Origin of the sequence: Promicromonospora sp. NPDC060271, assembly GCF_042726755.1 — a bacterium.
Lineage (GTDB): Bacteria > Actinomycetota > Actinomycetes > Actinomycetales > Cellulomonadaceae > Promicromonospora.
The window spans coordinates 15,351-38,589 of sequence record NZ_JBHXBG010000012.1 but is presented as its reverse complement, the minus strand read 5'-3'; the positions used below and the strand labels follow the sequence as shown (position 1 = coordinate 38,589).

At 71.4% G+C, this 23,239-nt stretch carries 17 protein-coding genes; 9 read left to right on the top strand and 8 right to left on the bottom strand.

Translation table 11 applies throughout. The annotated features are described in order from the left end of the window. Nucleotides 1–22: 22 nt before the first annotated feature. Both ACFWE2_RS03580 and ACFWE2_RS03575 read right to left on the bottom strand, forming a co-directional pair. Nucleotides 23–1,189 carry a Gfo/Idh/MocA family protein gene (locus tag ACFWE2_RS03580; protein ID WP_377222834.1) on the bottom strand — a complete coding sequence of 389 codons (1,167 nt, stop codon included), beginning with the start codon at nt 1,187–1,189 and terminating at the stop codon, nt 23–25. Beyond that, entirely contained in the window at nt 1,186–3,255 is a 2,070-nt protein-coding gene (locus ACFWE2_RS03575; protein WP_377222833.1) for a DUF6807 family protein, read from the bottom strand. The genes ACFWE2_RS03580 and ACFWE2_RS03575 overlap by 4 nt, the downstream gene beginning before the upstream one ends. Nucleotides 3,256–3,542: 287 nt before the next feature. Between ACFWE2_RS03575 and ACFWE2_RS03570 the strand changes: the two genes are divergently transcribed. From ACFWE2_RS03570 to ACFWE2_RS03550, 5 genes are all read left to right on the top strand, one after another. Beyond that, nucleotides 3,543–4,466 (top strand): carbohydrate ABC transporter permease, encoded by a 924-nt coding sequence (locus ACFWE2_RS03570; RefSeq protein ID WP_377222832.1) that lies wholly within the window; start codon nt 3,543–3,545, stop codon nt 4,464–4,466. After that, a complete protein-coding gene (locus tag ACFWE2_RS03565) occupies nt 4,459–5,412 on the top strand; it encodes a carbohydrate ABC transporter permease (RefSeq protein WP_377222831.1) in 954 nt (317 codons plus the stop codon). The genes ACFWE2_RS03570 and ACFWE2_RS03565 overlap by 8 nt, the downstream gene beginning before the upstream one ends. A 49-nt stretch (nt 5,413–5,461) precedes the next feature. Next, nucleotides 5,462–6,811, top strand: coding sequence for an ABC transporter substrate-binding protein (locus ACFWE2_RS03560; protein WP_377222830.1), 1,350 nt, complete (start codon nt 5,462–5,464; stop codon nt 6,809–6,811). Between the two features lie 166 nt (nt 6,812–6,977). Further along, entirely contained in the window at nt 6,978–8,576 is a 1,599-nt protein-coding gene (locus ACFWE2_RS03555) for a UxaA family hydrolase (RefSeq protein ID WP_377222829.1), read from the top strand. Between the two features lie 148 nt (nt 8,577–8,724). Further along, nucleotides 8,725–8,928: a hypothetical protein gene (locus ACFWE2_RS03550; protein ID WP_377222828.1), complete on the top strand. Its 204-nt coding sequence runs from the start codon at nt 8,725–8,727 to the stop codon at nt 8,926–8,928. 120 nt (nt 8,929–9,048) lie between these two features. On the opposite strand, the gene ACFWE2_RS03545 is transcribed toward ACFWE2_RS03550, so the two are convergent. Genes ACFWE2_RS03545 through ACFWE2_RS03535 form a run of 3 tightly spaced genes read right to left on the bottom strand, consistent with a single transcriptional unit; the run spans nt 9,049 to nt 15,004 of the window. Then, nucleotides 9,049–11,280 (bottom strand): discoidin domain-containing protein, encoded by a 2,232-nt coding sequence (locus tag ACFWE2_RS03545; RefSeq protein ID WP_377222827.1) that lies wholly within the window; start codon nt 11,278–11,280, stop codon nt 9,049–9,051. Next, nucleotides 11,277–12,698, bottom strand: a complete 1,422-nt coding sequence (locus ACFWE2_RS03540) for a DUF1996 domain-containing protein (RefSeq protein WP_377222826.1) — start codon at nt 12,696–12,698, stop codon at nt 11,277–11,279. Before ACFWE2_RS03540 ends, ACFWE2_RS03545 begins: the two co-directional genes overlap by 4 nt. Before the next feature lie 47 nt (nt 12,699–12,745). Next, nucleotides 12,746–15,004, bottom strand: coding sequence for a discoidin domain-containing protein (locus ACFWE2_RS03535; RefSeq protein WP_377222825.1), 2,259 nt, complete (start codon nt 15,002–15,004; stop codon nt 12,746–12,748). Nucleotides 15,005–15,312: 308 nt separating this feature from the next. On the opposite strand from ACFWE2_RS03535, the gene ACFWE2_RS03530 reads away from it, so the two are divergent. Then, nucleotides 15,313–16,359, top strand: coding sequence for a LacI family DNA-binding transcriptional regulator (locus ACFWE2_RS03530; protein WP_377222824.1), 1,047 nt, complete (start codon nt 15,313–15,315; stop codon nt 16,357–16,359). A gap of 14 nt (nt 16,360–16,373) precedes the next feature. Here the strand turns inward: ACFWE2_RS03530 and ACFWE2_RS03525 are convergent, their stop codons facing one another. Further along, a complete protein-coding gene (locus tag ACFWE2_RS03525; RefSeq protein ID WP_377222823.1) occupies nt 16,374–16,499 on the bottom strand; it encodes a hypothetical protein in 126 nt (41 codons plus the stop codon). Then, nucleotides 16,499–17,146, bottom strand: coding sequence for a MerR family transcriptional regulator (locus tag ACFWE2_RS03520; RefSeq protein ID WP_377222822.1), 648 nt, complete (start codon nt 17,144–17,146; stop codon nt 16,499–16,501). The genes ACFWE2_RS03525 and ACFWE2_RS03520 overlap by 1 nt, the downstream gene beginning before the upstream one ends. Before the next feature lie 221 nt (nt 17,147–17,367). Here ACFWE2_RS03520 and ACFWE2_RS03515 point away from each other — a divergent pair, with 221 nt between their 5' ends. After that, a complete protein-coding gene (locus tag ACFWE2_RS03515; protein WP_377222821.1) occupies nt 17,368–18,288 on the top strand; it encodes a glycoside hydrolase family 19 protein in 921 nt (306 codons plus the stop codon). A gap of 182 nt (nt 18,289–18,470) precedes the next feature. Here the strand turns inward: ACFWE2_RS03515 and ACFWE2_RS03510 are convergent, their stop codons facing one another. Next, nucleotides 18,471–20,675, bottom strand: a complete 2,205-nt coding sequence (locus ACFWE2_RS03510) for a hypothetical protein (RefSeq protein WP_377222820.1) — start codon at nt 20,673–20,675, stop codon at nt 18,471–18,473. 70 nt (nt 20,676–20,745) lie between these two features. Here ACFWE2_RS03510 and ACFWE2_RS03505 point away from each other — a divergent pair, with 70 nt between their 5' ends. Together ACFWE2_RS03505 and ACFWE2_RS03500 are read left to right on the top strand one after the other, a co-directional pair. After that, nucleotides 20,746–21,801 carry an aldo/keto reductase gene (locus ACFWE2_RS03505; protein WP_377222819.1) on the top strand — a complete coding sequence of 352 codons (1,056 nt, stop codon included), beginning with the start codon at nt 20,746–20,748 and terminating at the stop codon, nt 21,799–21,801. Between the two features lie 208 nt (nt 21,802–22,009). After that, entirely contained in the window at nt 22,010–23,236 is a 1,227-nt protein-coding gene (locus tag ACFWE2_RS03500) for an NAD(P)/FAD-dependent oxidoreductase (RefSeq protein ID WP_377222850.1), read from the top strand. The last annotated feature ends 3 nt before the right edge of the window (nt 23,237–23,239 follow it).

Genomic DNA, 23,239 nt, shown 5'->3' with positions numbered 1-23,239 from the left:
CACCCTCCCACGGCCGGGCGTGTCAGCTCCCGAGCGTCCAGGGGGCGCCGAGCTCCGTGAACGTCCGCTGCTCGCGTGCGGCCCGGTCGCACCACTCGGCGACGTCGTGCACCACCGGATGCCGGGAGTCGCCCTCAGGGTTGCCGTCCGTGCCGCCGATGCCGGGACCGGTCGCGAGCCCGTCCGCCCAGTCCACGTACGCATCGCCGATGGGCGCCGGGTCGGGGGCCGTCCGCACCGCCTCGAGCACCTGCATGAACGCGCCGGTGTCCCGCACGTCGCACAGCAGCCGTTCCCCGGTGCGGGCCAGGAGCAGGTTCTCCAGCAGATCCGTCCGGCCGTACTGCTTCTCCGCGACGACGCGTCCGGTGCGCAGCCGCACCACGTCGTGCTCGTACTCGAGCTCGATCTCGCCCTCGGTCCCCAGCACCAGGACGCGGGCCGGGGTGCGCTCCGCCGCGCAGAGCGTGAGGCCGAACCCGTACCGCGTCCCGTCCGTGCCGACGGCCCGCAGGGACGACGTGTCGTCGGCCTCTATCGGGTTGGCCCGCCAGAGGTCGGTGTTCACGTAGGCGATGTCCGTGCTGGCCCGGGCGCCGCCGACCCACAGGGCGGTCGCGACGGCGTGCGCGAGCGGGTTGGTCACCACGCCGTCGACCACCGCGCGGTCACCCATACGCCGCCGCCCGGCCCAGGGCGAGCGTGCCCAGTACGCGGCGGTCCGGACCCAGGTCCCGATCGCGCCGATCCCGGTCACCTGACCCACCTCGCCGTGCGCGACCATGTCGACGACGGCGGGCAGCGCGTGCGACCCGAAGGTCTGGAACCCGACCTGACAGAGCCGCCCGGTCCGCTCCGCGACGGCCACGAGCTCGGCATGCTCGGCGAGCGACGCGGTGGTCGGCTTCTCGAGCAGCACGTCGATGCCCGCCTCCATCGCCGCACGCGCGAGCGGCAGGTGCGTGTGGATGGGCGTGGAGAGCACCACTATGTCGGGCAGCGCGTCGGCGTCCGCCGAGAGCAGGTCACCCAGGTTCGCGAACCACGGCGCGGAGGCGTCGTCGGGCTGCCTCGGGTCGACGACGGCACTCAGCCGCGCCAGGCCTCTGTTCTCCAGGTCCGCGACCTTCCGGAGGTGCGAGCTGCCGTGGCCGTGGATGCCGACGACCGCGATCTTGGGCAGGCTCATCGTCGGCCTCCGTCTGTCAGGTGGGCTGCGAGCGCGGCGGCGGCCGAGCTCGTGAGCTCAGTGTCGAGCAGGACGGCGACCAGGTCGAGCTGCACGGAGCCGCCCGCGGGGACGAGCAGCGGCGAGTCCCAGGCGAGCGCCGGGCAGGCGCCGGAGTACTCGGCACTGCGCAGGAACCACGGCCGGACCTGACCTGGCTGCACCAGCAGGAGCGTCGTGGACCGGCCACCGTGCCGCTGCACGAAGGCCACCCACGGCGACGAGCTGCCGTGCGCGCGGTTCTCACCGGCGCCGCCCGCCGACACGACGGACGTGCTCTCGGCGATGGGCAGACGCCAGAAGAGGCCGCCGTAGCCGGCACCCGGCCTGCCATTGGTGGCGGGAGAACGGATCTCCAGGGGGCCGTGGTCGGCGTGCAGGGTGGAGCGCCAGTCGAGCACCCAGCCGGGTGCGGCGGGGGACCCGGGGATCTGGGGGAGCAGGCGCGCGGTGATGCGGCGCTCCTCGCGAAGCTGCGGTTCGCCGTGCTCGTCGGACCACAGCACGTCCTCGACCAGGACCTCACCGGCCTCGGCGCCCGTACCGGGCGGGCGGGCGGTGGGCGAGGCCTCGATGCGGATGCCCTGCGACGTCTGGCTGCCGTGGTTCTTGAGCAGCGTCGGACCGACGTCCTCGATGAAGGTGCGGCCGCCCCAGTGGCTGGTCCCGTTCACGTCGGGCACCGCGATGCCGACGCCGTAGTGGTGCCGGTGGTCGACCGGGCTCACCTCGGTCAGCGGGATGCCCGCCAGGGTGTGCACGGGGTGCAGGTAGGGGCGCCGGGCGTGCACTTTCGGCATCCGGTCGCCCGCGTCGCGCCGGATCAGCTCCAGGCCGTCACCGCAGGTCAGCGTGACCGCCTCGGTGCCGGGATCGGCGGGTACGGACCAGGTGGGGGCTGCCGTGGGAGGCACGGTGGGGATCTCCTCCCTCTCCTCCCGTCGCGCACGGGCGACGTCGTCGTCCGTGATGTGCACGCGTTCCGGGCCCTGTCGTACGGGCCCGGTGCTCCCGCGCACCTCCAGGCTGGGCGTGAACCGTGCAGAGCTTGCGGGGTGGGCGTCGTCGTCGATCACGGCGTGCAGCTCCCTCCAGGCGTGTCGGCCGAGCTCGGCCTGCGGCACCGCGACCGTCGTCAGCGCGGGTGTGGCGTAACGGGACAGCTCGATGTCGTCGAAGCCGGCCACCGAGATGTCGGCGGGTACGGCCACTCCGGCCTCGTTCAGGCCTGCGAGCAGGCCGAACGCGACGAGGTCGTTGAAGGCCACCGCTGCGGTGGCGCGGGTCGCCAGGACGGCGGGCGCGGCGAGGTGGCCCGCCTGGATGTCCGGTCCGGCGGGCAGGTCGAGGATCTCCAGGTCCGCGTGCTGCTTCCTGGCGCGGGCGAGGCCGGCGCGGCGCAGCTCGTCGGAGGCGCTGCGCACCGGGCCGCCCAGGTACACGATGCGGCGGTGGCCGAGCGCCACGAGGTGCTCGACCACCTGGAGAGCCGCGTCCTCGTAGTCCACGACCAGGCTGGGCGCCGCTCCACCGGTCTCCCGGTTGACCAGCACGACCGGCTCGACGTCGGCGATGAGCGCGTTCAGCTCGGCGTCCCCGATGCGTGGCGACACGAGCACCAGGGCGTCGCAGCGCATGCGGGCCTCCAGCGCGATGGCGCCTTCCTGCTGGTCGTCCTCGACCGTGTCCGCGACGAGCACCCGGTAGCCGTCCTCGGCCGCGCCGTCCATGACACCGCGCAGGATCTGCTGGAACACCGGATTGCCGAGATCGGGCACCACGAGGGCAACGGTCTGGGTCCGGCCGAGCGCGAGGCTCCGCGCGGCGTTGCTGGGCCGGTAGCTCAGCCCTGCCGCCGCCACCCGCACGCGTTCCGCGATCGCCGCGTCGACAGTGCTCCGCCCGTTCATCACGCGCGAGACGGTTGCCCGTGACACGCCGGCCGCCGTCGCGACATCTCCGATCGTGGCCGTGACACGGCGCTGACCTGCGCGCTGACCGGCGCCCCGTGCGCTGCCGCTGACCATCTGCTCTCCGTCCGTCACCTCGTCCGACCGGTGCGCGGGCGTCCCGAGCCTGCTTCGGCGCGGCGCACGTGCTACCGGTTTCCCGATGTGACGGTACACCATGGGAAACCGGTTGCTCGTGTGGTACGTTCCTCCACCAGAGACCGGTTTCTCACCGAAGAGGCCGGGGATCGACGACGAGACCGGGAATCAACGATGATCCGGGAGGACAATTCGATGCACCACCCGAACCGCGAGCCCGGACCCCGGTGGTCCGAGCCCCCGTCCAGCCGGGCGGGGGTGAGCACGTGTCAGTGATCCAGGAGCTCTCGCAGAGCAGGAAGACCGTGAGCCCGCGCAGGAAGGGCGACGGCCGCTGGGCGCTGTTCTTCCTCGCGCCCTGGTTCGTGGGGCTCGCGCTCATCACGGCCGGACCCATGGGCGCGTCCCTGTACCTGTCCTTCACGGACTACGACCTGCTCTCGGCACCCGAGTGGGTGGGCCTCGAGAACTACACGCGGATGTTCGAGGACCCGCGCTTCGTCAACTCCCTCGGCGTGACGTTCACCTATGTGTTCGTCTCGGTGCCGCTGCAGCTCGCCGCGGCCCTCGGCCTGGCGCTGCTGCTCGACAAGGGCATGCGCGGGCTCGCCCTCTACCGCTCCGTCTACTACCTGCCCTCCCTGCTCGGCGGGTCCGTGGCCATCGCCATCCTGTGGCGCCAGATCTTCGGCGCGGACGGCCTGGTCAACCAGGTCCTGGCACTGTTCGGGGTGCAGGGCCAGGGCTGGGTCTCGCACCCGGACCACGCGCTCGGCACCCTCATGGCGCTCAACGTCTGGACGTTCGGCGCCCCCATGGTGATCTTCCTGGCCGGCCTGCGCCAGATCCCTGCGATGTACTACGAGGCGGCCTCGATCGACGGCGCCTCGAAGTGGCGGCAGTTCCGGTCGGTCACGCTCCCGCTGCTGACGCCGATCATCTTCTTCAACCTCGTGCTGCAGCTCATCGAGGCGTTCCAGTCCTTCACCAGGGCGTTCGTGGTGAGCGGCGGCAACGGCGGCCCGTCCGACTCGACGCTGCTCTACACGCTGTACCTCTACCTCAAGGGGTTCGGATCGCTCGACATGGGCTACGCGTCAGCGATGGCCTGGTTCCTGCTGCTGATCATCGGCGGCATGACGGTAGTCAACTTCCTCGCCTCCAAGTACTGGGTCTTCTACGATGACTGACGCCTCGACGCCCACCCGGACCAGGACGACGACGGCGCTGCGACCGCCGTCGGACGGCGACAGCCGCCCCAGGACCGAGGACCGCCGCCCGACCGTCCGGCCCCGCGGCCGGCACCTGCGAGCCCGGATCGGCAGCGTGCTCAAGCACGCGGGTCTGATCGCCTTCGGCTTCGTGATGCTGTACCCGCTGCTGTGGATGGTGGCCAGCTCGTTCAAGCCGAACGCGCTGATCTTCCGCGAGCCGGGGCTCATCCCCACCGACATCGACCTGTCCAACTACACGGACGGGTGGAACGCGCTGCTGCACCCGTTCAGCCACTACCTGATCAACTCGGGCGTGGTGGTGCTCGGGTCGGTGCTCGGCAACCTGCTCTCGTGCTCCATGGCGGCGTACGCGTTCGCGCGGCTGGAGTTCCGGGGCAAGCGGCTGTGGTTCGCGGTCATGCTCATGTCGATCATGCTGCCGATCCACGTGGTGATCGTGCCGCAGTACGTGCTGTTCTCCCAGCTCGAGTGGATCAACACGTTCCTGCCGCTGATCGTGCCGAAGCTGCTGGCCACCGACGCGTTCTTCATCTTCCTGATGGTCCAGTTCTTCCGCGGGATCCCGCGCGAGCTGGACGAGGCCGCGACGCTCGACGGCGCGGGCCACCTGCGCATCTACCTGCAGATCATGCTGCCGCTGTCGATGCCGGCCCTCGCCACCACCGCCATCTTCACGTTCATCTGGACCTGGAACGACTTCTTCAGCCAGCTCATCTTCCTGACCCGGCCCGAGATGTACACCGTGCCGATCGCGCTGCGCACGTTCGTCGACTCCACCGGCAACAGCTCGTGGGGGTCGCTCTTCGCGATGTCGATCGTGTCGCTCGTCCCCGTCTTCATCGCCTTCCTTTTCGGACAGAAGTACCTGGTCAAGGGCATAGCGACCACCGGAATCAAATAGCTCCGCCCGCGATCCGACAACGACGTCAACGTCACCGAAGGAGAAATTCATGAGCAGCACCGGCAACGGACTACCCACGAGGCGCGGAAAGCGCTTCGCAGGATCGGCCGCGGGTATCGCGGCCGTTGCGCTGACCCTCGCGGCGTGCGGGGGAGGCGACTCGGGCCTCGGGGGCGGCAACGACGATCCGCCGGCCGCCGCCGAGGAGTGCCCCTGCGAGATCCGGTTCTCGTGGTGGGGTTCCGACACCCGCCACGAGTCCACGCAGCAGATCATCGACGCCTTCGAGGCCGAGAACCCGGACATCACCGTGGTCCCGGACTTCACCGACTGGGACGGCTACTGGGACAAGCTCGCCACCTCGGTCGCCGCCGGCGACACCCCGGACGTCATCACCCAGGAGGAGCGGTACATCTCCGACTACTCGACGAAGAACGTGCTCGCGGACCTGGGCACGCTCGACATCGACACGTCGAAGGTGGACGAGGGCGTCCTGACCGGCGGTCAGATCGACGGCACGCAGTACGGCATCCCGACCGGCATCAACGCCTACGCGCTCGTCGCCGACCCGGAGATCTTCGCCGACGCCGGCGTGGAGCTGCCCGACGACACCACCTGGACCTGGGAGGACTACGTCACCACGGCGAACGCGGTCGCCGAGGGCGCGGGCGACGGCGTCTGGGGCACGCAGGACTACGGCTTCAACGAGGCAGGGCTCAACGTGCTGGCGCGCCAGCGCGGCGAGACCCTGTTCACCCCGGAGGGTGAGCTCGGCGTCTCGGAGCAAACCGTCGCGGACTTCTTCCAGGTCTCGCTCGACCTGATGAAGGGTGGCGGTCAGCCCGACGCCGCCCGCACCGTCGAGTACCAGGCGGCCGGCCCCGAGGGTGGCCTGCTCGGCACCAACCAGGGCGCGATGGGCGTCTGGTGGACCAACCAGCTCGGCGCGCTGTCCGACTCGTCCGGGCACGAGCTCGAGCTGCTGCGGCTGCCGGGCGAGTCCGAGGGCGAGCGCACGGGCATGTACTACAAGCCGGCGATGTTCTACTCGATCTCCGCCGACACCGAGTACCCGGAGTCCTCGGCGAAGTTCGTCGACTTCCTCCTGAACTCCGAGGAAGCCGCGAAGATCATGCTGACCGACCGCGGTCTGCCCGCGAACACCGAGGTGCGCGAGTCGATCCTCGGTGACCTGTCGCCGACCGACCAGAAGGTCGCCGACTTCATGGCGGACATCGAGGATGAGATCGTCGACACCCCGCCGGTGCCGCCGCACGGTTCCGCGGACCTCGCGGACATCATGGAGCGCGTCAACACCGAGGTGCTCTTCGAGCGCATCACCCCGCAGGAGGCGGCGACCCAGTTCATCGAAGAGGTCAACGCGGCCATAGCCGACTGACCCCCGGTCGTCCCGCGAAGTAGAGCGTGTGTCCCGGACACACGCTCTACTTCGCGGATCGCTGGTCGGCGAGGTAGAGCGGGTGTCCGGACGCACGCTCTACCTCGCGGGAGCGACCGGGCGGGTCCGGCTACGATGAAACGGTTCAGACAAGAGAGGTGCCGGCGTGTCAGAGGTTGATCTGCTCGTTCTTCGCGAGGGGGACGACGTCGCCGTCGCGACCCGCGACCTCAGGCCGGGTGACCAGGCCCACGCCCCCGGGACGGGCCCGGTCGCCGTCGGGCAGCCGGTGCCGCGGGGCCACAAGATCGCCCTCCGTGCGGTGCCCGCCGGCACCGAGGTGCACAAGTACGGGCAGGTCATCGGGGTTGCGACCGCCGACATCGCCCCGGGCGACCACGTGCACTCGCACAACCTCGGCTTCGAGGAGGGCACGCGCGAGGCACCCCTTGGCGGCACCCGCACGGACCTCCCCACGCCCGACGGCGCCCGCCCTACGTTCCGCGGTTTCCGGCGGGCGAACGGGCGGGTCGGCACCCGGAACTTCGTCGCGATCCTGACCAGCGTGAACTGCTCCGCGTCGACGGCGAAGATGATCGCCGACCAGTTCAGCGGCACGGCCCTCGACGAGTTCGAGAACGTCGACGGCGTCATCGCGCTGACCCACACGTCGGGCTGCGGCCTGGTGCCGGACTCCGAGGGCGGCCAGATCCTGCTGCGCACCCTGCGCGGGTACGCCGCCCACCCGAACGTCGCCGGCCTGCTGGTGCTGGGCCTGGGCTGCGAGATGGTGCCGGGGGCCGCGCTGTCGGCTCGCTCGGGCCAGGTCGCCGACCTGGGGATGCCCACCGTCGGACCACCCGACGACACGCGGCAGGGGCTGCTCGCGGCCATCCCTGACGACACCGTCGTGCGCTCGCTGACCATCCAGGAGGCCGGCGGCGTGCGGGCCTCGGTCCGCGCGGGCGTTGCCGCCGTCCGCGAGATGCTGCCGCTGGTCAACGCGCGCGAGCGGGTCGAGTGCGACGTCGCGGAACTGGTGCTCGCCCTCAACTGCGGTGGTTCCGACGGCTACTCGGGCATCACGGCCAACCCAGCGCTGGGCTGGGCCTCGGACCGGCTGGTCGCCTACGGGGCGACGTCGGTCCTCGCGGAGACCCCCGAGGTGTACGGCGCAGAGCACCTGCTGACCGCCCGGGCGACCTCGCCCGGCATCGCCAAGAAGCTGCTGGACCGCATCGACTGGTGGCGGGGCTACGTCGCGGCGGGCGGAGGCACGCTGGACAACAACCCGTCGCCGGGCAACAAGGCCGGCGGGCTCACGACGATCCTGGAGAAGTCGCTCGGCGCGGTCGCCAAGGGCGGGCAGGCCGACCTCGGCGCCGTCTACGAGTACGCCGAGCCGATCACCGAGCGCGGGTTCGGCTTCATGGACACCCCCGGCTACGACCCCGTGTCGGTCACCGGCCTGGTCGCTGGCGGGGCCAACGTCGTCGTCTTCACCACCGGCCGTGGTTCGGTCTTCGGCTGCCGTCCGACGCCGTCCATCAAGGTGGCGACCAACACCCCCATGTACTCGGTGATGTCCGAGGACATGGACATCAACGCGGGGGTGGTCGTGGACGGCACCGCGACCGTCGCCGAGGTGGGCCGGCAGATCTTCGACCGGATCCTGGCCGTCGCGTCGGGGGAGCAGACCGTCAGCGAGGAGCTGGGGATCGGGGCCGAGGAGTTCGTCCCGTGGCACATGGGCGCCGTCACGTGAGCGCCTGACCTCGCCGACTTTGCTGGCTGGCACCCGGGGGCGCGCGGCTACTCTCCTGGTCATGGAGATATTGGTGATGTCGTTGATCGTCCTGTCGGTTTTGGGCTGGATCTCGGAGAGCGGTCACCGGAGGACGCAGCAGCACGCGATGGACAAGCTCCACACCAAGATCGACCTCGTCATGGCGCAGCTCGGCGTCGTCGTGCCTGAGCCGGAGGGGATAGCCGACGTCGACGCGCTGATCCGGGCCGACCGCAAGATCGAGGCGGTCAAGCGCTACCGCGAGCTCACGGGCGACGGCCTGCTCGAGGCCAAGCAAGCGGTCGACCGCCGCGCCGAGACCCTCCGCTGAGCCGGATCGGCCCCCGCGGATGACCACGCACTTGCTGCCAGGATCGGGCTCCGCCTGGCAGCAGGTGCATGGTCATCCGGCCGGCCGATCAGCCGGCCGCTCGACCTGCCGACCACCTGGCTACGGGTAGCTCACCACCTTGGCCGGGACCGTCTCCGTCCCCGCGGCGCGCGGCCCGACGCCGTTGATCACGTGCTCGTACGTGCCCACCCCGCCGAGCGACACGGTGAGCAGCGAGTGCATCCGCACCCCCGGCGTACGCGGCACCTCGAAGCCGTTGTCCGAGGTGATCGACGCGTCCGAGGTGAACACGCAGTACGACCCCAGACCCCACGCCTCGTGCTGCGTCACGTGGTCCGCGACCTTGTACGCCGCCCAGCCACGGATGCCGTCGTGGTTCCAGGCGGCCTGGTTCGGTGGGTCGTACGGCAGCTCGTTCTGGTAGAAGATCGTGCGGCCGCGCTCCCCGTTCCACAGGGTGTTGTACTCCTGGTAGTGCTCGACGAAGAGCCCGTACCCGTCGACGTCGTCGCCGTTGACCACCAGGCCGTTGTCGGCGGTGTTGACGTCCCAGCCGATGCCCTCGCCGTGGTCACCGCGCCAGGACCAGATGTGGTCGACGATCGTGTCGTCCGCGTTCACGACGATCGCCTGGTCCACGCGCCCGACGTGCGCCCCGCCGACCCGGACGAACACGTCGTGCAGGGAGACCGGGTCGTCCGCGTGGTCCGCCGTGGACCCCTCCGTGCCGACCGTGAGCATCGACGGCGACTCGGTGGCGCCGGCGTCGAAGAGGACACCCGCGATGCGGACGCCGTCCACGTCGCCCACCCGCATCGCCGTCTGCCCGGCGGTGGGCACGATGGTGGCGTACCCGAGGCCGAGCACGACGGTGTCCGCACGGTCCACCTCGATCGTCCCCGTCGTCTCGTAGATGCCGGGCGTGAGCAGCAGGTGCAGGCCCTGGTCGAGCGCCTGGTTGATCCGCTCGGCCGAGTCGCCGGGCCGGGTCACGTAGAACTCGTCCAGCGGGATCGAGGTGCCCGACGTCGTCCCGCCGTCCCAGGTCGCGCCCCGCGTGCCCTCGCGGGCCGACGGCACGAACACCGCGTAGTCCTCGCCGTCGAGGTAGAGGTACGGCTTCTCGCGGATGATCCCGGTGGTGGCGAGGGTGGTCACGGCAGGCTCGGGGAAGGACGTCGGTGGGGCGTTCTCCACGCCGGAGAACACCATGTTCCACAGTGTCCCCGCCCAGCCGCCCGTGAGCGTCGAGTCGCGGGTGTACCACTGCTGCTGGGTCCAGGCGCGGACCTGGCCGTCGACCACGGAGTCTGCGATGTAGCCGCCCGACGCCCAGCCGTACCGGGACGAGTGCAGCATCAGGTTGCCCTTGACGTGCACGCGACGCATCGGCGCGGCCTGCGAAACCGCCCATCGCATGTCTCCGCCCGACGGCGTCACGGCGAGGTTCTCGACCGAACGCCAGAAGTTCTGCGTGGCGTTGCCCTCGAACCACTCGGCGTCGGCCCAGACGCCGCCGGTGATGTTCACGTCGTCCGGGCGGGTGCCCAGCCCCGCGATCGAGGTGTGGAAGCCTGCGTTGACGTGCACCGGGTACGTGCCGGGCTCGAACAGGAACTGGTGCCGCCCGTCGCCGAACTGGTCGGACTCCTGCTGGTCGTACACCGCGTCCACCGCGGCCTGGACCTGGCTCGTCGGCGTGTCCGGGCCGAAGACGTGCACGTTCGGCCCGAGGTCACCGCCGCCGGGGATCGGGTCGCCGGGTGTGCTGCTGCCGTCGTCCGTGAGCACCCTGAGCTCCCACAGGGAGTAGCCGTAGCCGGTGCCCCGCTCCGTGCCGGTGATCCGCACGTACCGGCCGGTCCCCACGACGTCGAAGCCCTGCGCGCCGCCGGTCCCGTCGGTGACGGTCCGGAGGGTCCGCCACGTGGTGCCGTCGTCGGAGGCCTCGATCCGGAAGTCCCTGCCGTACGCCGTCTCCCAGGAGAGCTCGACCCGGCACAGGTCCTGCACCGAGCCCAGGTCGACGCGGATCCACTGCGGATCGGCGGGCAGGCTGCTCCAGCGGGTCCCGGCCTCGCCGTCCACGGCCAGGGCCGCGCCGAACGGCCCCTCGGTGGACGACGCCGTGGCCGGCCTCCCGAGCGCGGCGTTCGTGGTGCACGCCGCCGCGGCCTCGGCCCCCGCGGCCTCGGCCCGCGCCGCCTCCGCCCGCACGGGAGCGGGGCCCGACGCCGGCGCGGCGACCGCCGTCAGCGGCGCGGCGACACAGGCCGCCGCGACCGCGACGGCGAGCCAGGCCCGCCGTCCGCGCTGCCGTGCCCGGGTCATGAGCGGACCTCCTCGCGTGCGGCGGGCTCGGGCACGAGCTGGTAGTTCTCGTCGAGCACGGTGCCGCGGTGCGGCTTGTACAGGTCGTAGCCGCGCGGGTTGCACTGGAGGCCGCCGTTGATGCACTGCTCCACGAGGCGGCGGAGCACCTCGGGGTCCCAGGCGTTGACGAAGTCGTAGTGCCAGGACTGGTCGGATCCGCTGACGAGCGCGACGTCGGACATGTCACCGCTGACCGGCCAGGCGATCTTGAACTCGAGCATCGGGACGGCCACCGGGTGGGTCATCGGGCACTGGCCCGAGACCGGGTACGCCATGTGCGTGCCGTGGCCCATGTGGGCGGACTCCTCCGGGGTCAGGTGCATGCCGTCCCAGCAGCTCGGCGCCTGGTACCGGATGTTGAGCTGGGTCCCGGGCGGGCAGTACGCCGGGATCTCCCAGCTCTTGGAGATGTCGCCGCACTCCCAGCCCTCCACGGCGCCCGGCGCGGTGCGGAACTCGTCGACGGAGGCCATCATGTCGCCGGCCAGGAACTGCAGCCCCGCCGGGAACGGCACGACGGAGGTGTAGTCGTCGATGCCCGACTTGTAGTAGACGGTCAGCGGGATGTTCGGCTCGACGGGCACGCCGCCCTTGGTGAGCGCGGGGAACCAGTAGGCCGACTTGTCCTGGGGCACGGTGCACGTCCCGGCCGGGTTGGCGAGCAGGCTCGCGGGCGTGGTGAACGCGTTGGTCGACCGGTTGCCGATGAACGTGTGCAGGTGCGACCGTCCGGGCTGCCCGGGGTACACGATCGGGTCGTCCGGCAGGAAGTGCGAGAAGGTGCAGTTCGCCTGGAACTCGTGGTGCGTGACCTCGTCGTCGGGGAAGGGCGGCGGGTCCTCGGGGCCACCGGCCTCGCCGTCGCCGAACACCTGGAACTCGAGCAGGGAGTAGCCGTAACCGGTGCCGCGGGCGGTGCCGACGAGCTGGACGTAGCGACCCGTTGCCGTGACGTCGTACACCTCGGTGCCGCCCGTCCCGGAGGACTCGGTCACGACGGTGCTCCACGCGTTGCCGTCGGCGGACACCTGGAGCCGGAACGCCGCGCCGTACGCGGCCTCCCACTCCAGGGCGATGTGGTCGAGGGCGTACGAGCGGCCCAGGTCGATCCGGATCCACTCGTCGTCCGTCTGGGCGCTGGCCCAGCGGGTGCCGCGGTCGCCGTCGACCGCGAACCGCGGGCCGAGGCCTGCGGACTCCGAGCTCGAGGCCGCCGTGAGCGCGCCCTGCGAGAGCAGCGTGTTCGGCTCGGCGACGGCGGTGACGGCGCCGACGGTCCCGGCCGCGCTCAGGGTCGAGGCGAGCAGTACCGTGGCGAGAGCGCCGGCCAGTACGCGAGGACTGAGGCTGGTGGGCGTGCGGAGTGCTGTGCGCATGGTTCCTCCTTCACTGCTGGTTCTTGGCTGTTGACGTCTTCGCTGTGTCACCGCTGGTAGATCCCGACCTCGTACAGGGAGTAGCCCCATTCGGTGCCGCGCTCGGTGAGGTTGAGGCGCACGTACCGGCCGGACCCCGAGACGTCGATGCTGTCGACGCCGCCGTTGCCGCCCGTGACCGTCCTGATCGTGTTCCAGGTGCTGCCGTCGTTTGATGTCTGGATCTCGTAGGACTTGCCGTAGGCCGTCTCCCAGACGAGCTGCAGGTGGTCGAACGACTGCACCGATCCCAGGTCCACCCGGTACCAGGCGGACGGGCCCCACTCGCTGGCCCAGCGGGTGGCCGGGTCCCCGTCGATCGCGCGGCCGGGCGTCCAGTCGCCGTTCCACGGGTCGAAGCTCGACGCCGTCGCCGTCCTGCCCCGGGCGATGTTCGTCCCGTCGACCTGCGGCGCGACGACGCGGAACGACCTGGTCTCCACGCCGACGTTGCCCTCGCCGTCCTCGGCGAACACGTAGACCTTCCAGACGCCGAGCATCTCCGGCGCCGTGACCCGGAACGTGCCGGGTGCGGACTGCGTGAACTGCGCCTGCGCGATGCCGCCGGCGTTGTTGATGTACTTGCTGTTCAGCATCACGTTCGACGTGATCGGGTCGCCGTCGGGGTCCGTCACGTCCACGGAGACCGTGAACTGCTCGCCTGCCTCCACCGCGGTCGAGCCGGGAACGCTCATGGCGGAGATGCGCGGCGGCGTGTTCATCCCGGAGGTGTCCACGCCCCAGGCCCGCGCGATCGAGTAGTAGCCGAGGCGCTTGTTGTCGCCGGGCAGGATGTTGAACCACACGCCGCCGAAGTCGCCCTCGATGCCGTAGTGAAAGAACGTCGCGCCCAGCGAGACGCCCTCGTGCTCCCGCAGGCACCGCCACGAGTCCACGTACGCCGCGCCCTTCTCGAGGTCGGTCGGCTCCTCCGGGACGCCGTTGGCGTCGTCCGGCACCTCCCACTCGCCGGCCGCACCGCCCTCGGTCAGCAGGTAGGGGCGGTCGTAGCCGCCCGTCTCCCAGGCCTCGCGGATGTTGCACACGTCGCCGTAGGCGTTGATCGACAGCAGGTCGAGGTCCGGGGCGTTGCGCTCGATGTACGGCCAGGCACCCGCCCAGGCATCGGTGTTCGTGGTCGGGTGGTTCGGGTCCGCCTGGTGCACGGCGACGCTCACCTCGTTGACGAAGGCCGCGTAGGCGTTGCGGATCTGCTCCAGCTCCGTGCCCGAGTAGCAGTTCTGCAGGCCAAGGATCGCCTCGTTGCCGATGTTCCACATGAGCACGCCGGGGTGGTTCTTGTACGTCTCGACCCAGCGCAGGATGTCGGCCTTGGTCTCGGACTTGTACGCGGTGTCGCTGCGGTAGTCGATGCAGCCGCCGGAACCTGGGCCGCCGCCGGGCAGGAGCCAGAACCCCATCACCACGCGCACGTCGTGCGCGGCGGCGGAGTCGAGCAGCTGGCGGGTGTCCGCCCCGGTGCCCCAGGTGCGGACCGTGTTGGCGCCCATCGCGACGAGCGGCGGCATGTAGTGGTCGGCCGCGCTGAACGACGGGCCCCACGTGAAGCCCCGCACGGTGTAGGGCCGGCCGTCGACCTGCAGGTCCCAGGCACCGTTGCCGCCCACCACCTCCACCTTGCTCGGCCCGGAGTCGCGCACGGGCACGTTCGGGTGACCCGGGTCCACGTAGGTCGGGTCACCGGGGTCGCCCGGGTCGGTCCCGCCCTCGCCGAATACGCGCAGCTCCCACAGCGAGTTGCCGTAACCGCCCGACCGGGCCGTCGACAGCAGCCGCACATGGCGCGCGGTCCCGTCGACGGCGAACGTGTCGGTACCGCCGTCGCCCGAGCTGGTCGAGTACACGGTGGACCACGAGCTGCCGTCCGCCGAGACCTGGAACTGGTAGGTCGTCGAGTACGCCGCCTCCCAGACCAGCTCCACGTGGTCGAGGTCGGCGGAGCGGCCGAGGTCGACCCGGATCCACTGCGGGTCGCTGAACTCGCTCGCCCAGCGGGTGCCGAGGTCGCCGTCGACGGCGGCGCTCGCGGGCGTGTAGTCCGCGTTCTCGACGGAGGACGCGGTGGCCGGCCGACCCTGGGACAGCAGGACCGGTGCGGCCTGGGCCGACGTCGCGGGCGCGACCAGGGCCGTCGCCGCCAGCAGTCCGGTCGCGAGGGCGGCGGCTCCGGCGCGTAGGCGGCGCAGGCTGCGCAGGCCGCGCCCGAGCAGGGCCGTCCCCGCGCCGGGTGATCCGGTGGTGATCATGGGTCTTCCTCTCCGTCCGCGCGTCGGCCAGGTGCGCGGCCGGGGCGGGGTCGTCGTTGAGCCTGCCTTCGCGTCGCTCCGGTGCGTCGCGAATCTGGGAGAGCGCTCTTACGCTGCCCATACTCGACCTGCTCCCGACGGGTCGTCAAGGGTTCCGGTGTCGCTCTTGCGCTCGTGTTTAGTGGCGATTGGCGCCTTCAGGCAGATGTTGTTCAAGCTTCCCAATGGTGTCGCCGCAACTCGAACGGGCCTCATGTCACCCGGCCGAAGTCCATGGGAGAGCGCTCTTACTCTGTTACCGTCAGCCTGTGAGCAAGGATCTGCGGCGTCCGGCGCCGACCCTGGAGGACGTGGCGAAGGTCGCCGGCGTCTCCCGCGCGACCGTGTCCCGCGTGATCAACGGCAAGCGCAAGGTCGCGCCCGCGGTGCAGGAGGTGGTCCTGGAGGCGGTGGCCGAGACCGGCTACGTGCCCAACCGCGCGGCGCGTTCCCTGGTCACGCGTCGCACGGGCACCGTAGCCGTCGTCATCTCGGGAGCCGACGCCGATCCGGACACCGAGCTGGACCTGTCGGGCGTCTTCTCCGACCCGTTCTTCGGACGGGTGGTCGGGTCCCTCGTCCGGACGCTCCGGCCGCACGACGTGCACCCCGTCCTGATGTTCGCCGACAACGACCAGACGCGCGCCCAGGTTGTCTCCTACCTGCGGTTCGGCAACGCCGACGGGGCGCTGCTGGTGTCGACGCACGCCGACGACCCGCTGCCGGAGGAGCTGCTGGGTACCGGGAGCCCGATAGTGCTCTTCGCGCGGCCGGGCCACGCGATCCCGGCGAGCTACGTGGACCTCGCCAACGCGGACGGCGCCCGCCTCGCGGCGAACCACCTGCTCGACCGGGGCTGCCGTAGGCTCGGCGTGATCTCGGGGCCGGTCGACGTCCCGTCCGCCCGGGACCGGCTCGACGGCTTCCGTGATGCGGCGGCCCGGCGTGGGCATGCGTTCGTCCCGAGCGTCGAGGGCTCGTTCACGTTCGAGAGCGGCGAGGTCGCGATGGCGGAGCTGCTGGCGACCGCCCCGGACCTCGACGGGGTCTTCGTCTCGAACGACCTCATGGCCCAGGGCGCCATCCACGTGCTGCAGACCGGCGGCCGGCGGGTGCCCGAGGACGTCGCGATAGTCGGCTTCGACGACAGCCCCGTTGCGGTGCAGACCCGGCCCCGGCTCACGACCGTGCGCCAGCCGGTGGAGAAGATGGCGGAAGAGATGGCGCGCATGCTGCTGGAGCAGATCGACGCCGACGAGCCGATGGTGCGCTCCGCCATCTTCGAGCCGGTGCTGGTCGTCCGCGACTCGGCCTGACCCGGCACCCCGGGTCAGGCCCGGGTGACCGGCTGCTGCAGCTCGGTGACCCAGTCGGCCTGGTCCTCCCGTTCGGCCCGGACGTACAGCTCGCGCCCGGGGCCCGACGGCGTGAGCCCGCGCTCCGCGGCCTCCGTCATCAGGCCATCCAGCTCCTGGAGATCCCGTTCATGGGCCCCAGGTGGATGGCGCACGCGGCGAGCGGCTCGGCGGGCAGCTCGACGATCTCGATGCCGGGCAGCGGCTCGCCGTCGTACTCGAATCCGCAGACGATGCTGACGCCGTCCTCGCCCATGTCGTACTGGGCGACCGGGACCTCCAGGAGCCCTGGCCCGTGCGCGTCGGTGAGGACCTCCGCGACGGCGTCGAAGAGCGGCCCGACGACGGCCCCCACCTGTGGCTGCTCCGCCACGGTCGTGGAACGTGCGGCAAGCCTGACCGCGGGCAGGTCCTTGGTGATCATCTCGATGGTGGACATGGTCTTCTCCTCTTCGATGAGCCGGAGCCTCCGCGCGACGTCGGCCAGCTGCGCGGTGGCCAGTGCGTGCTCGCGGGCCACCTCGTCCCTGCGCTCGCGCAGCAGCACGGCGAGCCGGCCGGTGTCGACGCCTTCGGCCAGGGCGGCCGCGATGTCGTCGAGGCCGAAGCCGAGCTGGCGCAGCGCCACGATGCGGTGCAACCGGGCGAGCTGTGACGGGTCGTACGACCGATAGCCGGTGAACTCGTCGACGTGGGCGGGTACGAGCAGGCCTGCCGTGTCCCAGTGCCGCAGCATGCGATGGGACACCTGGCCGATCCGTGCGAACGCTCCGATGGGCAACACAGTCCAGTTCTCCCGCCTGACACGGTGTGAGGGTCAAGGGGAAGGCTTCCCGACGGCGGCGGTCCCTGCCTACGGGTCGGCGTGTGGGAATCCCTCACTCCCGCACGACGCACACCTTGCTAGGTTCCTGAACAAATCGGTCGCCGACGTACGGCGGCCCCGAACCGGAAGCGAGGTGGTTCCCCGTGAGATCTCGTCGCGCACCGCTACTGATCGCAGCTCTCGTCGCTGCGCTCCTGGCGCCAGGAGCAGCAGCCGCGGCCCCCGCACCGGCAGCCCAGGCCGCTGTGGCCAGCTGCAGCGCGGCTGCCTGGAGCAGCAGCGCCGTCTACGTCGGCGGCAACCAGGTCACGCACGCCGGCGCCGCATGGCGGGCCAAGTGGTGGACGCAGGGCGAGACGCCCGGCACCACCGGCGAATGGGGCGTGTGGGAGCGCACCGGCACGTGCGACGGCGGTGAGCCGCCCGTCGACCCGCCCGGCGCCGAGGACTTCCCGGTCAGCCAGGCCCAGTTCAACCAGTTCTTCCCGAACCGGAACTCGTTCTACACGTACTCGGGGCTCGTCGCCGCGCTCAGCGCCTACCCGGGCTTCGCCAACAGCGGCAGCGAGACTATCCAGAAGCGTGAGGCCGCCGCGTTCCTCGCCAACGTCTCGCACGAGACCGGTGGGCTGGTGCACATCGTCGAGCAGAACACGGCGAACTACCCGCACTACTGCGACCTGTCCCAGCCCTACGGCTGCCCGGCCGGCCGCGACCAGTACTACGGCAAGGGCCCGATCCAGCTGAGCTGGAACTTCAACTACAAGGCGGCGGGCGACGCGCTCGGCATCGACCTGCTGAACAACCCGCGTCTGGTGCAGACCGACTCGGCGATCGCCTGGAAGACCGGCCTCTGGTACTGGAACACCCAGAACGGCCCGGGCACCATGACGCCGCACGCGGCGATCGTGAACAGCCGCGGCTTCGGCGAGACCATCCGCAGCATCAACGGCAGCATCGAGTGCAACGGCGGCAACCCCGCCCAGGTGCAGAGCCGCGTCGACACGTACCTGCGCTTCACGAGCGCGCTGGGTGTGGACCCGGGCGGCAACCTCCACTGCTGACCCGACCTCGCTGACACGGTCAGCGCCGTTCAGCACAGCGCCTGCTGCCAGGAGCACGACTCGACTGGCAGCAGGCGCTGGGGTGAACCGAAGAAGGAGGACGAGGAGAGCGTGGCGACTAGGTTATCCAGAGAGGGAGAAGGAAGCCGCCACATGGCCTCGTCCGGGGGACATCCTAGACGTCAGGCCGGTACCAGGTCGAGCAGGTTCTGCGGTGTCACCACCCGGGAGCCCGCCGGCAGCTCCTCCGGAGCCCCGAACCCGAGGTAGGTCACCGGGCCCGTGCCCTGCGGCATCTCGTGGTGCACCTTCACGCCGTCGGCCCGGAGCAGCTCAACCAGGTAGCGCACCGTGAGGTACTGGCGTGCCGCGATGGCGCGGACCAGCGTCGTCGTGGTGACCCGGTGCTCCTCGACCGTGTTGTACCCGGGCGAGCCGTTCAGGTCGAGGTGCAGCCAGAGCGCCTCCCAGCCGTCCTCGCCGCGCAGGAAGGCGGCCGGGATCACGACCCGCCCCGCGCCCGTGAGGTCGGACTTCAGGCGCACCGTCGCCGGCTCGAACGGCAGACCGGCCTGCGCGGCGTCTCGCGACATGAAGCCGAAGAACCCCTCGGCCAGCTGGTCGAACCGCTCACCCGAGTACAGGTGCACCTCCGGCACGACGACGGGCCGCCGGATCCGGTGGGTGCTCACATCCACGAACTCGGTGGCGCCGCCGGGGGCCTCGGTGAGGTCACCGGAGTGCACAAAGCCCTCACCGCGGAGCCGCGTCCACGAGACGTGCTCGGCGTCGGCGAAGTCCCGGTCCAGCAGCAGGCACGACAGGTCGAGGTCCGTCGTGCGGCTCGTCTGCCGCCAGTGCACGAAGAACCGCAGCAGCTCACCCGTCACGCGCGTCCGCGAACCGCGGGGGAGCACCCCGGCGCCGTCAGGCCGGGCCCGTGCGGACAGCGGGAGCGCCACGTCGAGGAGGTCGGGGTCGACCACCAGGTCCTGCGGCCTCGGCACCCGGCGGAGCACCTCGGCGTCACAGGCCCGGGCCAGCGTGGTCAGCGCGTCCGGGGGGAGGCCCGGCCGCTCGTCGGCCGAGGCCCACGCGCCACCGCGACGGTTGACGAAGACCCGTCGACCCGGGTCTGGGTGCCCCACGCTCGGTCGTCCGCTCCCGCTTGGTCCCCGCGCCGTCTGCGGGCGACGGTTCTCCAGGTGCTCACGGAGGCCGAGCACGACCCGGCCGGACACGCCCGGCAGCGCCCGTTCGAGCGCGTCGACCACGGCGGCCGCCTCCGCGTCGTCGGCCGCGGACCGCAGCAGGTGGTCGGCGCGCCGCACAAGCGCGCCCGGGGCCGCCGCGAGCAGCTGCAACGCCTCGGCCCGCGCGCCCGCGGCGAACGCCCGCTCCACGCGAGCGGGCAGGGACGGCGCATCGTCCTCACCGCGGGCGACGGCGAAGACCCGTGCGCCTGGTCCGGTGTGCTCGTGCGGGTGCAGCCGCTCACCCAGCCGTTTCCACGCCTCGCGGTACGTACCGACGTCGCCGACCTTGGCGGGCGACGCGCCGACGACCGCGTCGAGAGCGGCGAGCAGCGTGCGCCGGACCGGACGCGGCAGCGAGCGGAACCGCGTCGAGGTCTCCAGGGTCACGTCGCCGCCGGAGAGCGCGCAGGCCAGCCGCAGCACGTCGGTGACGGTGTCGATCTCGGGCTCCCTGCCGTACAGGACGTGCGTCGCGTTGACGATCGCGCGGGCCGACCGCAGCGGGACCGTCGCGGGCTGCTCCATGCCGGCGCAGTACGGGGCCAGCAGCGCGAGCGCCGCGAGGTCGGCGTCGGACAGCGGTGTGGTGCTCCCTGCCAGGTGGCGGTAGAGGCCGTGCACCTCCTCGTCGAGCGTGCCGCCCACGTCGAGCACCGTGCGGCGGTCACCGAGCGTGGGGAGGAACGCGTCGTGTGCGGCGACCATCTCCTCGTAGGTGTGCTGGTACCTGCCGTAACGCGGCAGGGCGAGCAGGTCGAACCCGCGGCGCGTGAAGATCGCCCCGGTGTCCGCGGCTCCGGGCGCGCCCTTCAGGGCCTCCTCGAGGCAGGACACCCAGAAGTCGAGCGTGTCGGGCACGTTGCGCGGGAAGTCCCGGAAGTAGGGGTTGTGCTGCGCGTGCGCGCCGACCGCCTCCTGCACCACCGCCAGCACCTGCACCGACACCTGGCGCGCGTCCTGCGGTGTCAGGGTGCCCAGGTAGCTCAGCAGGCGGCCCGAGGCCTTGTAGCCGAAGGTGAGGAGGACGCCGTCGAACCGCCGGGCGACCGAGGCGGCGTCGCCGGAGGAGACCGCCGTGAGAGGAACTCGCCAGGTCCGCCGGACGACCAGGTCGAAGATCTGCTGGGACATGACGCGCATCGTGGCACGGAACGGTGGTCCGGGCGGACAGCTTTCCCGCCATCCGTGCCACGATGACGGCATGCCTCTCGAACCCCGGTACCTCGCGGCGGAGAACCGCTACGACACCATGACCTACCGCCGGACCGGCCGCTCCGGCCTGGACCTGCCCGCGCTCTCCCTCGGGCTCTGGCACAACTTCGGTGACACCAGCCCGTTCGACGCCCAGCGCGCCATCCTGCGCCGCGCGCTCGACCTGGGCGTGACCCACCTCGACCTGGCGAACAACTACGGCCCGCCGTACGGGTCCGCCGAGGTGAACTTCGGGCGGCACTTCGCGGCGGACCTCAAGCCGTACCGCGACGAGCTGATCCTCTCGACCAAGGCGGGCTACGACATGTGGCCCGGCCCGTACGGGGACCACGGGTCGCGCAAGTACCTGCTGGCCTCCCTGGACCAGTCGCTCGCCCGGATGGGGGTCGACTACGTCGACGTCTTCTACCACCACCGGCCGGACCCCTCGACGCCGCTCGAGGAGACGATGGGCGCGCTCGCGTCGGCGGTCCAGCAGGGCAAGGCGCTCTACGTCGGCGTCTCGAACTACTCGCCGGCGCGGACGCGCGAGGCGGCGCTGGTCCTCCGCGACCTGGGTGTCCCGCTGCTCATCCACCAGCCGTCCTACTCGATGCTCAACCGGCACATCGAGAACCCCGCCCACGAGGACCCCTACGACGGCAGGCAGAGCGAGTCGCTGCTCGACGTCGTCGGTGAGCTGGGGGTCGGGACCATCGTGTTCTCCCCGCTGCAGCAGGGCCTGCTGACCAGCAAGTACCTCGCGGGTGCGGCGCCGGAGGGATCCCGTGCGGCCCGTCCGGACTCGCCGTTCCTCTCGTCCGGCGCGCTCACCGAGGACTACCTGGGCCGGGCCAAGGCGCTCAACGAGATCGCGGAGGGCCGCGGCCAGACGCTCGCACAGCTCGCGCTCGCCTGGGTGCTGCGCGACAGCCGCGTGACCTCGGCGCTCATCGGCGCGTCGTCTGTGGCGCAGCTCGAGGACAACGTGGCGGCGCTCTCGGCGGGCCCGCTCACCGAGGACGAGATCGCGGCGATCGAACCCCTGGCGCAGCCCCTCGCCTGAGAGGGACGCGAGCGTGGGACGCCCGCTCCGGCGTCCGCCCCGGCGCCGGAGCGGGACAACCAGGAAATCCACACCACACGTTCCACCGCACTTCACGGAGCCGTTGCGCCATATCGATCCGGCGGGCGGACGATTGGAGGGTTCACCGCTCGACGGGGAGGGGTACCGAGGTACGGCCCTGGAGAGAAGGAGCACGAGCGTGTCCGAGATGAAGACCGCGACAGTCGTCGGAGCAGGCATGGTCGGCCTCGCGACCGCCTGGCACCTGCAGGAACGTGGTGTGGAGGTGACGGTCCTCGACCGGCACGGCGTCGCGGCAGGGGCGTCCTGGGGTAATGCCGGCTGGCTCACCCCGGGCATGGCGATGCCGCTGGCCGACCCGTCGCTCTGGGCCTATGGACCCAAGGCGATGCTGGACCCCAGCGCGGCCCTCAGCGTCCCCTTCCGGTTCGACGGCGCCCTGTGGGCGTTCCTCGTGCGCTTCATGGCGAACGCGACGCACGGTGCGTGGCAGCGCGCCATGGCAGCCCTGACCCCGATCGACCGGCTCGCGCTCGAGGCGTACGACGAGCTCGAGGCCGGTGGCGTGCACGCGACGTCGCACCCGAGCCGCTGGGTGGTCGGGTTCGAGCGGGAGCGGGAGTCGCGCCCGTTCGTGCACGAGCTGCGCGGCGTGGCCAAGGCGGGCCAGGAGGTCCGCCTCTCGAGGATGCCCGACGGCGTCCGTGTGCCGCACCTCTCCCGGGCGGTTCAGTCGACCTGGACGCTCGAGGGCCAGCGGTACATCGATCCGGGGGCCTATGTGCAGGCCCTCGCGACGTCGGTCAGCGCACGCGGCGCGAAGGTGCTCTCGGACGCCCGGGTCGAGGGCGTCCGCGTGGTCCCGGGCGGCGTCGAGACAGCGGTCCACGGACACGACGCCGTGACGTCCGACGCCGTGGTGCTCGCCACGGGCGCGTGGCTCCCGGAGCTGGCGCAGCGGTTCGGGGTGCGGACCCGGGTGCAGGCGGGACGGGGCTACTCGTTCAGCGTGCCCGTGGCGGGCCCGCCGATCGACCACCCCGTCTACTTTCCGGCCAGGCGCGTGGCCTGCACGCCGTACCAGGGGCGGCTGCGGATCGCCGGGACCATGGAGTTCCGCGGGCCCGACGAGCCGTTCCAGCCCGCCCGCGTCGACGCGATAGTGAGCTCCGTCCGGGGCCTGTTCGAAGGTGTGGACCTGGACTCCCGCGAGGACGAGTGGGTGGGTTCCCGGCCGGTGACGCCGGACGGGCTGCCGCTCGTTGGCCGGACGGCCGCGCCCGGCGTCTACGTGGCAGGCGGTCACGGCATGTGGGGCATGGTGCTCGGCCCGGCGACGGGCCGGGCGCTGGCGGCGTTGATCACCACGGGTCAGGTGCCCGAGGAGATCCGGCCGTTCGACCCCCTGCGCTGACCC

What these genes read in the sequence shown, in the direction of transcription:
- ACFWE2_RS03575 (WP_377222833.1), bottom strand. Translation starts at nt 3,255, where the DNA reads ATGGTCAGCGGCAGCGCACGGGGCGCCGGTCAGCGCGCAGGTCAGCGC.
- ACFWE2_RS03505 (WP_377222819.1), top strand. Translation starts at nt 20,746, where the DNA reads ATGCCTCTCGAACCCCGGTACCTCGCGGCGGAGAACCGCTACGACACC.
- ACFWE2_RS03565 (WP_377222831.1), top strand. Translation starts at nt 4,459, where the DNA reads ATGACTGACGCCTCGACGCCCACCCGGACCAGGACGACGACGGCGCTG.
- ACFWE2_RS03545 (WP_377222827.1), bottom strand. Translation starts at nt 11,280, where the DNA reads ATGACCCGGGCACGGCAGCGCGGACGGCGGGCCTGGCTCGCCGTCGCG.
- ACFWE2_RS03550 (WP_377222828.1), top strand. Translation starts at nt 8,725, where the DNA reads ATGGACAAGCTCCACACCAAGATCGACCTCGTCATGGCGCAGCTCGGC.
- ACFWE2_RS03510 (WP_377222820.1), bottom strand. Translation starts at nt 20,675, where the DNA reads ATGTCCCAGCAGATCTTCGACCTGGTCGTCCGGCGGACCTGGCGAGTT.
- ACFWE2_RS03560 (WP_377222830.1), top strand. Translation starts at nt 5,462, where the DNA reads ATGAGCAGCACCGGCAACGGACTACCCACGAGGCGCGGAAAGCGCTTC.
- ACFWE2_RS03535 (WP_377222825.1), bottom strand. Translation starts at nt 15,004, where the DNA reads ATGATCACCACCGGATCACCCGGCGCGGGGACGGCCCTGCTCGGGCGC.
- ACFWE2_RS03580 (WP_377222834.1), bottom strand. Translation starts at nt 1,189, where the DNA reads ATGAGCCTGCCCAAGATCGCGGTCGTCGGCATCCACGGCCACGGCAGC.
- ACFWE2_RS03540 (WP_377222826.1), bottom strand. Translation starts at nt 12,698, where the DNA reads ATGCGCACAGCACTCCGCACGCCCACCAGCCTCAGTCCTCGCGTACTG.
- ACFWE2_RS03500 (WP_377222850.1), top strand. Translation starts at nt 22,010, where the DNA reads ATGAAGACCGCGACAGTCGTCGGAGCAGGCATGGTCGGCCTCGCGACC.
- ACFWE2_RS03525 (WP_377222823.1), bottom strand. Translation starts at nt 16,499, where the DNA reads ATGACGGAGGCCGCGGAGCGCGGGCTCACGCCGTCGGGCCCCGGGCGC.